The organism is Exiguobacterium sp. LL15 (genome assembly GCF_024436095.1).
GTDB lineage: Bacteria > Bacillota > Bacilli > Exiguobacteriales > Exiguobacteriaceae > Exiguobacterium_A > Exiguobacterium_A indicum.
Map to the genome: position 1 here is coordinate 608,349 of NZ_JANFNX010000001.1, position 12,601 is coordinate 620,949.

General features: G+C 46.6%; 10 protein-coding genes. 9 read left to right on the plus strand and 1 reads right to left on the minus strand.

The features are described from left to right. Positions 1 to 25: 25 nt before the first annotated feature. The 3 genes from icd (at position 26) to NOM72_RS02965 (ending at position 3,856) form a co-directional block, all read left to right on the plus strand. Positions 26 to 1,300: an NADP-dependent isocitrate dehydrogenase gene (icd, locus tag NOM72_RS02955; RefSeq protein ID WP_050677651.1), complete on the plus strand. Its 1,275-nt coding sequence runs from the start codon at positions 26 to 28 to the stop codon at positions 1,298 to 1,300. A 22-nt stretch (positions 1,301 to 1,322) separates the two neighbouring features. Next, a complete protein-coding gene (gene mdh / locus NOM72_RS02960) occupies positions 1,323 to 2,261 on the plus strand; it encodes a malate dehydrogenase (protein WP_058713773.1) in 939 nt (312 codons plus the stop codon). A gap of 455 nt (positions 2,262 to 2,716) precedes the next feature. After that, on the plus strand, positions 2,717 to 3,856 hold the full coding sequence (locus NOM72_RS02965) for a zinc-dependent alcohol dehydrogenase (protein WP_255997748.1): 1,140 nt from the start codon (positions 2,717 to 2,719) through the stop codon (positions 3,854 to 3,856). A 59-nt stretch (positions 3,857 to 3,915) separates the two neighbouring features. On the opposite strand, the gene NOM72_RS02970 is transcribed toward NOM72_RS02965, so the two are convergent. Next, positions 3,916 to 4,341 (minus strand): divergent PAP2 family protein, encoded by a 426-nt coding sequence (locus NOM72_RS02970; RefSeq protein WP_023469031.1) that lies wholly within the window; start codon positions 4,339 to 4,341, stop codon positions 3,916 to 3,918. 212 nt (positions 4,342 to 4,553) lie between these two features. Here NOM72_RS02970 and NOM72_RS02975 point away from each other — a divergent pair, with 212 nt between their 5' ends. From NOM72_RS02975 to NOM72_RS03000, 6 genes are all read left to right on the plus strand, one after another. Then, entirely contained in the window at positions 4,554 to 5,273 is a 720-nt protein-coding gene (locus NOM72_RS02975) for a response regulator (protein WP_370448377.1), read from the plus strand. After that, a complete protein-coding gene (gene pnpS, locus NOM72_RS02980) occupies positions 5,270 to 7,003 on the plus strand; it encodes a two-component system histidine kinase PnpS (RefSeq protein WP_023469029.1) in 1,734 nt (577 codons plus the stop codon). The genes NOM72_RS02975 and pnpS overlap by 4 nt, the downstream gene beginning before the upstream one ends. Positions 7,004 to 7,215: 212 nt before the next feature. Next, positions 7,216 to 9,813 carry a DNA polymerase I gene (polA, locus tag NOM72_RS02985; protein WP_035396554.1) on the plus strand — a complete coding sequence of 866 codons (2,598 nt, stop codon included), beginning with the start codon at positions 7,216 to 7,218 and terminating at the stop codon, positions 9,811 to 9,813. Positions 9,814 to 9,829: 16 nt separating this feature from the next. Continuing rightward, positions 9,830 to 10,660, plus strand: coding sequence for a DNA-formamidopyrimidine glycosylase (mutM, locus tag NOM72_RS02990; protein WP_035396555.1), 831 nt, complete (start codon positions 9,830 to 9,832; stop codon positions 10,658 to 10,660). Further along, the gene (gene coaE, locus NOM72_RS02995; protein ID WP_255997751.1) at positions 10,639 to 11,262 is read left to right on the plus strand and encodes a dephospho-CoA kinase; all 624 of its coding nucleotides are present in this window, start codon (positions 10,639 to 10,641) and stop codon (positions 11,260 to 11,262) included. The genes mutM and coaE overlap by 22 nt, the downstream gene beginning before the upstream one ends. Positions 11,263 to 11,394: 132 nt before the next feature. Continuing rightward, on the plus strand, positions 11,395 to 12,438 hold the full coding sequence (locus NOM72_RS03000; protein ID WP_023469025.1) for a glyceraldehyde-3-phosphate dehydrogenase: 1,044 nt from the start codon (positions 11,395 to 11,397) through the stop codon (positions 12,436 to 12,438). The last annotated feature ends 163 nt before the right edge of the window (positions 12,439 to 12,601 follow it).

Consider the following 12,601-nt stretch of genomic DNA (forward strand, 5'->3'; position numbering starts at 1 on the left):
AATTACTTAAGGGGGATTTTTAGACATGGCTACACTTCAAGGCGAAAACATCACAGTAACTAACGGTACACTTCAAGTTCCAAACGCTCCAATCATTCCGTTCATCATTGGTGACGGAACAGGACCTGACATCTGGAACGCAGCGGTACGTGTGTTTGATGCAGCAGTTGAAAAAGCATACAACGGTGAGAAGAAAATCGAATGGAAAGAAGTCTACGCTGGTGAAAAAGCATTCAACAAAACAGGCAACTGGTTACCAGAAGAGACACTTGATCTCATCCGTGAGCACATCATCGCAATCAAAGGACCACTGACGACACCAGTCGGCGGCGGAATCCGTTCGTTGAACGTTGCTCTACGTCAAGAGCTTGATTTGTACACATGTCTTCGTCCAGTCCGTTACTTCACAGGTGTGCCTTCACCGGTTAAACGCCCAGAAGATACAGACATGGTCATCTTCCGTGAAAATACTGAAGACATTTACGCCGGAATCGAATACGCAGAAGGTAGCGAAGGTGCTGCAAAACTGCTTGAGTTCCTTCAAAACGAAATGGGTGTCAATAAAATCCGCTTCCCTGAGACATCTGGTCTTGGAATCAAACCGATTTCAAAAGAGGGAACAGAACGCCTCGTTCGTGCAGCAATCGAATATGCACTCGAGAACAAACGCGCTTCGTTGACGCTCGTTCATAAAGGAAACATCATGAAGTTCACTGAGGGTGCTTTCAAAAACTGGGGCTATGAGCTTGCTGAGCGTGAATACGCAGAGCACGTCTTCACTTGGAACCAATATGATCGCATCAAGGAAGAAGAAGGGACAGATGCTGCGAATAAAGCACAAGCAGACGCAGAAGCTGCTGGTAAGTTGATCGTGAAAGACTCAATCGCTGATATCTTCTTACAACAAATCTTGACTCGTCCAAAAGAGTTCGATGTCGTTGCGACAATGAACTTGAACGGTGACTACATCTCAGATGCACTTGCTGCTCAAGTCGGTGGTATCGGAATCGCACCTGGAGCAAACATCAACTACATGACAGGTCATGCGATCTTTGAAGCCACTCACGGTACAGCACCGAAATACGCTGGACTTGATAAAGTAAACCCATCGTCTGTCATCTTGTCAGGCGAAATGATGTTCCGTCACCTCGGCTGGAACGAAGCAGCAGATCTCATCATCAAATCGATGGAAACATCGATTGAATCGAAAGTCGTCACATACGACTTCGCACGTCTCATGGATGGTGCGACTGAAGTGAAGTGTTCTGAATTCGCGGACGAACTCATCAAAAACATGTAATCCGATCAGGAGGAATGAGTCGATGAACAGACGGAAGAAGATCGCAGTCATAGGAAGTGGCTTTACGGGCGCAACGACAGCACTCTATCTTGCTCAGCGAGAGCTAGGAGATGTCGTCCTCGTCGACCGACCCGAGCAAGAGAATCCGACGAAAGGAAAGGCGCTCGATATGCAAGAGGCAGCGCCGATCCTCGGGTTTGATGCTTCAGTAAAAGGGACATCGAATTATGCCGACATCAACGGTGCGGATATCGTCGTCATCACTGCCGGTATCGCTCGGAAGCCAGGGATGAGCCGCGAGGACCTCGTGAGTACGAATGCTGCCGTCATGACGGCTGTGACGAAGGAAATCGTCGCGCATGCACCGGAATCGATCATCATCGTTTTGACGAATCCGGTCGATGCGATGACGTATACAGTCTATCAAGCATCTGGTTTTCCGAAAGAGCGTGTCATCGGTCAATCCGGTGTCCTCGACACGGCACGTTTCCGGACATTCTTAGCAGAGGAACTGAACGTTTCTGTAAAGGATGTATCGGGATTCGTACTCGGCGGACACGGGGATGACATGGTGCCACTACTGCGCTATTCTCAGGCGGGAGGCATTCCAATCGAGAAACTGATATCCAAGGAGCGGTTAGAGGCGATCGTTGACCGAACGCGTAAAGGCGGCGGTGAAATCGTTCAGTTACTCGGAAACGGTTCCGCTTACTACGCACCGGCAGCAGCAATTGCTGAGATGGTCGAGGCGATCTTGAAGGACCAGCGACGTATTCTACCTGCCATTGCTTATCTCGAAGGCGAATATGGATATGACGATATGTATTTCGGTGTACCGGTCATTCTTGGCGGAAACGGTGTCGAGCATGTCTATGAACTCGAACTGACGACTGAGGAGCAAGAGGCTTTGAATCGCTCTGCCTCTACAGTCCGTTCTGTACTCGACTTATTAAAATCTTGATTCAAAAAAAGACGAACTTGTCACTTTCGACAAGTTCGTCTTTTTTCATCTCGTCATAATCGATGAGGAGAAGCATAGTGCGATAACTTGGCATACCAAGGGCAGACCAGTATAAGAAGAAATGTCAGCCACGGAATCAAATATCCGATTCGAAGGAAGTGACCTTGATGTTCCATATGGAGGTGTTGTGAGTTTTGACAATGCGGACAGGGCAGTCCGTGAGCAGACCACATTAAACGATAGATTGTTCGAGCAGACCAGGATTGACGACAAACGGTGCATCGTGCCACGCGAGTGCCTCCTTTCATTCATAGGTTAATTGTGTAAAGTGTGTTTTTCACAACATACGATACACATAGGAGAAAAGTTCCAATTTCAATAAACATGTAGAAAAAAAGATTGTATTAGGGTAAGGACAAAGGTACGTCATTTTATTCCACTAAGGGGGATGCCATATGCGCGCCGTAACATACCAAGGAGCAAAAGATGTTCAAGTCAAACAAGTCCAGGATCCATCGATTGATAAAAACGATGATATCATCGTCAAAATCACATCGACTGCCATTTGTGGATCAGATTTACACATCTATCAAGGAAATATGCCGGCTCACAAAGATTATGTCATTGGTCATGAACCGATGGGCATCGTTGAAGAGGTTGGACCAGGTGTGACGAAGGTCAAGCGTGGCGACCGCGTCGTGTTACCGTTTAATGTTGCTTGTGGTCACTGTTTCTTTTGTGAACATGATATGGAGAGTCAATGTGATAACTCGAACGGAAATCCCCATGTCGATACAGGTGGGTACTTCGGTTTTACAGAAGAGTTTGGTGGACATCCCGGTGGTCAGGCGGAATATTTAAAAGTTCCGTTCGGGAATTTCATGCCACTCGTGATTCCTGAATCATGCGAATTAGAAGATGAGGCATTATTGTTCTTATCTGACGTTTTACCTACGGCGTATTGGAGTGTCCTGCATGCGGGTGTGAAAAAAGGAGATACGGTCGTCGTACTCGGATCAGGACCAGTTGGACTAATGACACAAAAATTTGCATGGATGCAAGGAGCAAAGCGAGTCATTGCGGTGGATGATCAAGTGTATCGATTAAATCATGCTAAAGTCACGAATAAAGTCGAGACAGTAAATTTCTCGGATCACGCAGAAAGTGGTGCGTATATTAAAGAGCTGACACAAGGTGGAGCAGACGTCGTAATTGATTGCGTCGGTTTTGATGGGAAGATGTCCCCTGTAGAAAAAATTGAACAAAAGATTGGTCTACAAGGTGGAACGTTGAGTGCCATTGACATTGCAAAGGACGCTGTCCGGAAATTTGGTACTGTGCAGTTGACAGGAGTCTACGCTAAAAAATATAATCAGTTTCCGCTTGGCGATTTCTTTACCCGAAATATTACGCTGAAAATGGGACAAGCACCAGTCGTTCATTTGATGTCGGAACTGTTCCAGAAAATCATCAATCAAGAATTTGATCCGACGGATATCGTGACACACCGAGTGGCACTTGATGATGCTGCTTCTGCCTATCAGACATTTAATGATCGGACAGATGGATGCATCAAGGTCGTCTTGAAACCATAAGCTATATCATACTCAAACAGCCCATCCGATTATTGGATGGGCTGTTGTACATCATAGGATTAAAAGAAGAAGACGGGCCATAGAAGACCGACGACTAGTCCGAGTAACAGACCGACGAACACCTGAAACTCGGTATGACCGACGAGCTCATTCAGGAGAGGAGTCTCATGGCGAATTCCTTTGAAATAATCATTGAGTAGTTTTGCCTGAACACCGACTGCTTGTCTGACACCGGTCGCATCATACATGATGATTGTCGCAAAGATGACAGCCAGTGCGAAAATCGAAGACGAGAAGCCCTCCTGAAAACCGATGACAACGGCTAAGGCGACGACAGTCGAACTATGTGAACTAGGCATACCACCGGAAGCAAACATGATTTCCAGGTCGAACTTTCGTGTCCGAACCAAACTCGTGACAAGCTTCGCTGCTTGAGCGATGAACCACGCCGTGATGGCTGCAAAAAGGGGATGGTTCCATTCCATACATTCTACCTCCTACAATTAACGATATGTATTGTTTCCCCGTTTTATTAGCTTTTACACGAACGATCTAGTTGGATTCGGCATCTCCTTTAAAGATTATGTAAAGAAACTGCAGAAAGATTTGTGGTTTTCCATTAAAAGTCGGTAAGATGAAGACAGACGAAGCGGATTCCACGGAATTCCTCATTCGAAAAGAAGGAAACTTGAGGGGGATGCAAGGTTTGAAAGATAAAATTATCGTGGTAGATGATGAGTTGTCGATTGCAACGTTGTTGAAGTTCAACTTAGAACAAGCCGGCTTCATCGTTGAAACAGCTCATGATGGGATGTCTGGTTTAAAATTAGCAGAAAAACAAGATGCGGCATTGATCGTCTTAGATTTGATGTTACCGGAGCTTGATGGTCTTGAAGTATGTAAACGTCTCCGCCAGCAAAAAATCAATACACCGATTTTGATGTTGACGGCAAAAGATGACGAATTTGATAAAGTTCTCGGATTAGAACTTGGAGCGGATGATTATTTGACGAAACCATTCAGTCCACGTGAAGTCGTTGCGCGCGTAAAAGCAATTTTACGTCGCATGAGTCATCAAACGACTTCGTCGGAAGAAGTGACGGATGGAACAATCATTATCGGAGATGTCAAAATCGTTCCTGACAATTACGAAGCATTTAAAGCCGAAGAGCGGTTAGAGCTCACGCCAAAAGAATTTGAGTTACTTGTTTACCTTGCAAAAAATAAAGGACGTGTGTTGACTCGCGACCAGTTGTTATCTGCCATCTGGAATTATGATTTTGTTGGCGATACCCGTATCGTAGATGTCCATATTAGTCATGTCCGAGAGAAAATCGAGCCGAATACGAAAAAACCGATTTACATTAAAACGATTCGCGGTTTAGGTTACAAGATGGAAGAGCCGAAGGCGGAATGAGTAAGTATCGCAAACGGTTTATCTTTAAAATGATTTCGTTCATCAGTCTCGTCCTTGTAGCACTTGGATTTTTATTAGGTCAATCCTTCAAAGAATTCTATGTCCAAAATGAAAAAGAAAAATTGATGGATGAAACAGCGCTAGTTGAGACGATTTTGAGAGATCGAGAAGTACCAGACATGTCTCGGTATGTAAATGAACTATATGCTGAATCGAATTTCGATATGATTTTATTCAACAGCCGTGGAGAAATCATTGCTGGAACACCTGTTGATGTGACGAAATTAAAAGTAGCGACCCTCAATTTTTCAGCCATTCCTGACGAGGGCACATTTGAATCGAAAACTGATGATAGTGTCGTCCAATTTACAAAACCTGTTCCGACAGCGGATGGGGGAGAAGTCTACGTCAGTTTCATTCGTTACGCCCAAGACTTGAATGTCATCTATTCACGGATTTGGACGGTCATCATTCTGTCCCTACTCGCCTCGTTAGTGATCATATTCTTGACGATCTATCGGTCGACGAAACGATTCCTACGTCCAATCGCAGAAGCAACAGATGTTTTACATGAACTGTCGCACGGGAACTACAAGTCGCGTGTGTATGAATTAGCGGCACCGGATGAATCACGCGATTTAGGGCGCTCTATCAATCTATTAGCGCGAAATCTCGAAAACGCATCGTCTGGTGAAGCAATGCAACGAGCACGTCTCGAATCTTTGATCGAATACATGGGCGCCGGTCTTATGTTGATTGATGAGAAGGGCTACGTCCTGCTCGTCAACCGGACGTATCGGGAAATGTTCAACATTCATGAACCGTCTAGTGGGAAGCTGTACTATCGTGTACTTCCGAACGAAAAAATGAGTCAGGTGATTGAAGATGTCTATCTGACGGAAAAACCGAATCGAAAGCAGTCGAGTGTTCGATTTGGCATCAATAGCCGGACGTTCATGGTCAGTGCCGCTCCGATTTTCGATAAGAACGGTCGGGTGCAGGGAACGACCGTCGTCTTTAACGACATCACGGAAATCAAGAAGCTAGAGCAGATGCGTAAAGACTTCGTCGCGAATGTCAGTCACGAATTGAAGACACCATTGACGTCCATTAAAGGATTTGCGGAAACGTTACTCGATGGTGCGCAAGAGGTTCCGGAAATCCGGGAGCAGTTCTTACGGATCATCCACGATGAATCGGAACGAATGCAAACATTGGTGGAAGATTTGCTTGAGCTGTCTCGTTTAGAACAAGATAACTATCAGCTCGAGACTGCAATCGTTGACGTGACAAGTCTCGTTCGGGAGACAGCAGCACTCCTGCATCGACGAGCAACAGAAAAAGAGATGACGATTCATATCGAAATGGAAGAGGAAGTCTTCATCCGAGCAGATCTGAATCGTCTGAAACAGGTCGTCGTTAACTTGGTTGCGAATGCGTTGAATTATACGCCGAACGGCGGCAACGTCTGGATTCAGCTCGAGGATGGAGAAGAGTCTGTCCAACTCATCATCAAAGATGATGGAATTGGTATTCATCCGAAAGAAACCCAACGAATCTTCGAACGTTTCTATCGTGTCGATAAGGCACGAAGCCGTAATTCTGGGGGAACGGGTCTTGGACTAGCCATCGTCAAACACATTGTCGACCTCCATCACGGTGAGATCGAAATCGCATCGGAAGAGCACAAAGGCACGACATTTACGATTCGTTTACCAAAACATGGCTGAATTTCACAGTGGATTCACATTTCCTTAATAGATGTATCTTATGATGAAAGTACCTTCTTCATCATCTGTATGGCGACTGGATCAGCTCCCATGTCGTCATGCCCTTGGCGGTTGACTCTCCGTGAGTCAATCGTCTTTTTTTGGTCATTTTTAGCGAACAAATGTGTGTAGAGTGATACAATAGGAACAGAAAATCGATTAAAGGGGCGTAGATGATGGAAAATAAATTGCTATTGATTGATGGGAACTCGTTGACCTATCGGGCGTTTTTCGCCTTACCACCAATGACGGATGCGCAAGGACGAAATACGAACGCAGCTTATGGCTTTACGATGATGTTATTGAAGTTGCTCGAGGAAGAACAACCGACACATATGCTCGTTGCCTTCGATGCTTCGAGTGAAACGTTCCGTCATGATGTATATCAGGAGTATAAGGGAAGTCGGGAAAAGACACCGTCCGAACTACGTGAGCAATTCCCGATCGTCCGGGATATCTGTGAAGCGCTCGGTATTCAAATGATGGAACTCCATCGCTATGAGGCAGATGATTTGATTGGTACGCTCGCACGAACGATGTCGACGGATCGGACGCGGATCGTCACAGGTGATAAAGATTTACTTCAACTTGTCACGGATAAGGTCGAAGTCTTGATCACGAAGCGTGGGATCACGGACGTCCAGTGCATGACGGAGGAACTGTTCGCTGAGACGTATGGTGGTCTAAAGCCGATTCAAATGATTGACCTGAAGGGGTTAATGGGGGATAAGTCGGATAACATTCCAGGGATTCCTGGGATTGGTGAAAAGACGGCGGTAAAATTGATTTCGGCATACGGTTCTGTCGAAGGACTGTATGAACATGTTGAAGACTTAAAAGGGAAGCAGAAGGAAAAAGTCATCGCGAACGAAGAACTCGCACGACTATCGAAAGAACTTGCGACGATTAAAGTTGATGTCCCGCTCGAGACGACGCTAGAGGATTTGCAAATTCGCGACGTTGATACCCAAGTGCCGTATTCGTTGTTCCAGTCGCTTGGCTTCAAGTCGTTGACGAATCGATTTGCTCCTGTCGTCAAAGAAGAGGATAAAGAGCAGTTGAACGTCGTGACGATCACTTCACTTCCTGAAGACGTCACCGATGCGGTGTTGCTTGCTGAACAGCTACGAGAGGATTACATGGAAGAAGACATCATCGGGTTTGCGATCGCGACGCCTGACACGATCTATGTTGCTGCTCCAACGCTCGTCGAGGATCCGGCATTCCGCCAATGGATCGAGTCGGAACATCGGAAGATTTGTCTCGATGCCAAACAAGTCGCATTCGCGTTGCGTAAGCATGGCTTAACCTTAAACGGTTATGAGGATTTGTTATTAGCGGGTTACTTATTGAATTTAAGTGGCGGCACGACGCTCGCTTCAATTGCTGGTCATTATGCATTGATGGCACCGAACGAAGAAGCGGTCCTCGGTAAGGGAGCCAAACGTCTAGCCCCAGCGGATGACGTATTACACCCTTATCTTGCAGAGAAGGCACGGATGATCGAATTATTGTTCCCGAAAGTCCGGGAAGAGTTGAAGGCGAATCAGCAATATGAGCTGTATGAAACACTAGAGCGTCCATTGTCAGGTGTCCTCGCTGAGATGGAGTGGACCGGGATTCGTGTCGACGTCGCGACCCTCCAATCGATGCAAGCAGATCTTGCCGGACGTTTAACGGAACTTGAGACGTTGGTCTTTGAAGCGGCAGGTGAGTCGTTCAATATCAATTCACCGAAACAACTTGGTGTGATTCTGTTTGAAAAACTCGAACTGCCCGCCTTCAAGAAAACAAAGACCGGCTATTCGACTGCCGCGGACGTCCTTGAAAAACTGCGTCCGTTGCATCCGGTCATCGATCACATCATGTTATACCGGGAGCTCCAAAAATTACAGTCGACGTATGTCGAAGGCTTACAAAAAGTCATCAAGGAAGACGGAAAGATTCATACCCGTTTTGCTCAGACGATTGCCCAGACAGGCCGTTTAAGTTCGGTCAATCCGAACCTTCAGAATATCCCGATTCGGATTGAAGAAGGACGGAAGATTCGAAAAGCCTTCGTTCCAAGTGAAGCAGGCTGGTCACTGTACGCTGCCGATTATTCACAAATCGAATTACGTGTCATGGCCGATATGTCGCAGGATCAGACGCTTGTCGATGCGTTCTTACATGATGAGGATATCCATACTCAAACGGCAAGTAGTGTCTTTGGTGTTGAACCGGAGGATGTCACAGGAAATATGCGGCGTCAGGCGAAAGCTGTCAACTTCGGCATCATTTATGGAATCAGCGATTATGGACTGTCACAAAACTTGAACATCACGCGGAAGGAAGCACAATCGTTCATCGATCGTTATTTCGAGCTGTTCCCGCAAATCAAACAGTTCATGGACACGGCAATCGAGACGGCACGAGCGAATGGATTCGTCGAAACGTTGATGAACCGGCGCCGTAACATCCCGGATATCAATTCGAAAAACTTCAACTTACGTGGTTTTGCGGAACGTACGGCAATCAATACGCCGATTCAAGGTTCCGCTGCGGATATCATAAAAAAAGCGATGCTTGATGTCCATGCTGCTTTACAGGCATCTGATCTGAAAGCGCGTTTGTTATTACAAGTACACGATGAGTTGATTTTTGAAGCACCAGACGAGGAACTCGACGCTTTACAAGCGCTTGTCAAACAAGCGATGGAGCAGACCGTCGAATTATCCGTACCGCTACGCGTTGATGGGGGCGCAGGACATACGTGGTACGAAACGAAGTAAGCAAGGAGGAATAGACGTGCCTGAATTACCTGAAGTCGAGACCGTTCGTCGCAGTTTAGAACGTTCGGTCTCTGGAAAAACAGTCTCTTCCGTCAAAGTCTACCACCCGAAAATGATTCGGGGGATGGAAGTGGCACCATTTGCAGATGCCTTACATCAAGAACGGATCGAACGCGTCGAACGTCGCGGTAAGTTCCTACTCTTTGATTTTGATCGTTTTTATCTCGTCAGCCATTTGCGGATGGAAGGGAAGTACTTCCCGTATCCGCAACCGGTCGAGCGGGATAAACATACTCATGTCGTCTTCCGTTTCACGGATGGTTCGGAGCTGCATTACAATGACGTCCGGAAGTTCGGAACGATGGAATTACGAGATAAGGAAACAGCGATGCAAACTGCTCCACTGGCACAGCTGGAGCGTGAACCATTTGATCCAGAGTTCACAGCAGAAGTGTTAGCGGAGAATTTAATTCGTAAAAAAAGAAGTCCAATCAAAACGGCATTGCTCGACCAATCGATCTTCCTTGGTCTCGGTAACATCTATGTCGATGAGACCCTTCATGCGGCACGTGTCCATCCGTTGACGAAGGCTGGTGCCTTGACGCTTGATGATATTTCACGCATCCATCAAGCCGGTGTCGACGTCTTACGACAAGCGGTAGAAGCAGGGGGAAGTACGATCCGAAGTTATGTCTCACCTTCCGGAAAAGGTGAGTTCCAGCTTCAACTCGCGGTATACGGTCAAAAGGGCGAACCATGTCCCCGTTGCGGCACTGCCATTGAAAAAATCAAAGTCGGTGGACGAGGAACGCACTTCTGTCCGACGTGCCAACAGGTCGCCTTATGAGGGTTGGTCTGACGGGCAGTATCGCCACCGGTAAAAGTACGGTCTCTAGCTATCTGAAGCAAAAAGGAATAGCGGTCATCGATGCGGATCTTGTTGCGCGAGAAGTCATTGAATCAGGAGGGCGAGCCTATGATGGGGTCAAGATGGCCTTCCCGGAAGCATTCGAAGAAGGACGTCTCGTTCGTCCAAAACTCGGACAAATCATTTTTCAGGATAGCGAAAAACGACAACAGCTGAATCAGTTGATGCACCCAAGTATTCGACAACAGATGCTTGATGAAGCAGATGCCTATGAACGTTCAGGACATTCGCTCGTCGTATTTGATATTCCGTTATTACTTGAAGGCGATTGGCGGACGCTGTTCGACCGTGTCGTAGTCGTTTATTGTCCGGAAAACATGCAGTTAAGACGATTGATGCAACGTAATGATCTATCGGAAGAAGAAGCATATGCACGTATTCATTCGCAACTTAGCATTGAACAGAAAAAAGAGCTTGCGGATGATGTGTTCTTCAATGATGGGAGTCTTGATTCGTTATATCAACAAATCGATAAATGGTTAGTATTATATGACACCGATAAGCATGAGAGTGGTACATGAAAAGTGTGAAGTGAGAGAAGTTTCCATCTTCTCTCACTTTTTTTAGAGAACATAATGAAATCGCTTACATTTCATGATATAGTTCTATCTGTAAACGGAGCTACATCCGTCACATTGAAGGGGGATCCGCACATGGGAGTCAAGGTGGCAGTCAATGGTTTTGGTCGAATTGGTCGAATGGTCTTTCGACGTCTGATCGCTGAGGGGAAAAGCGAAGTCGTAGCAATCAATGCAAGCTATCCAGTCGAAACACTCGCACATTTAATCAAGTACGATACGGTACATGGGAAATTCAATTATCCGGTCGACATCATCGATGGGGCGTTGATGGTTGACGGAAGACAAATTCAAATCGTCAGTGAACGCAATCCTGAACTATTGCCGTGGGGGGAACTCGGCATCGATATCGTCGTCGAAGCGACAGGAAAGTTCAACTCAGATACGGGTGCTGCGAAGCATTTAGTGGCAGGCGCAAAAAAGGTCGTCATCACGGCACCTGCTAAAGGGGATGTCCGGACGATCGTCATGGGTGTCAATGACGACATGTATGATCATGAAACAGATGCTATCGTCTCGAACGCATCGTGTACGACGAACTGTCTCGCACCTGTCGTGCAAGTCATCGACCGGGCATTCGGAATCGAATCGGGTCTCGTGACGACGGTTCACGCGTTTACGAACGATCAAAATAATATTGATAATCCACATAAGGATTTACGACGCGCCCGTGCATGTGGCTCATCCATCATTCCAACATCGACAGGTGCGGCAAAGGCGATTTCTCTCGTCTTGCCACACTTGGAAGGAAAATTGAATGGACTCGCGCTTCGTGTTCCGACACCGAACGTCTCACTCGTCGATCTCGTCGTCGAAGTCAGTCGCGATACGACGGTTGCTGAAGTGAACGAAGCGTTCACGAAAGCAGCGGACGGTGCGCTTGAAGGCATTCTCGGAATGACGATGGAACCGCTCGTTTCGATCGACTTCAACGGAGAAGAGCGTTCGACGGTCGTCGATGGACTCTCGACGATGGTCATGGGTGGTCGTCAGGTGAAGGTCCTCGCTTGGTACGATAATGAGTGGGGTTACTCCTGCCGCGTCGTCGACCTCGTACACCTTGTTTCGGCGCACTTAGAGGCGATGGGAACGGTTGAAAAAGAACTTGAATTGAATTAATGACAACGGGCAGATCCCAGTAACGACGGGACCTGTCCCGTTTTTTTTCTAGAAATGTATTAATTTTTGAAATTTATCCTTGTGTATCTTTTTGATACTCGCTATAATTCAAATCGTGAACTTCAATCGGTCTGGCAATCGCAGCTTAAAGGGTTAGGACCTC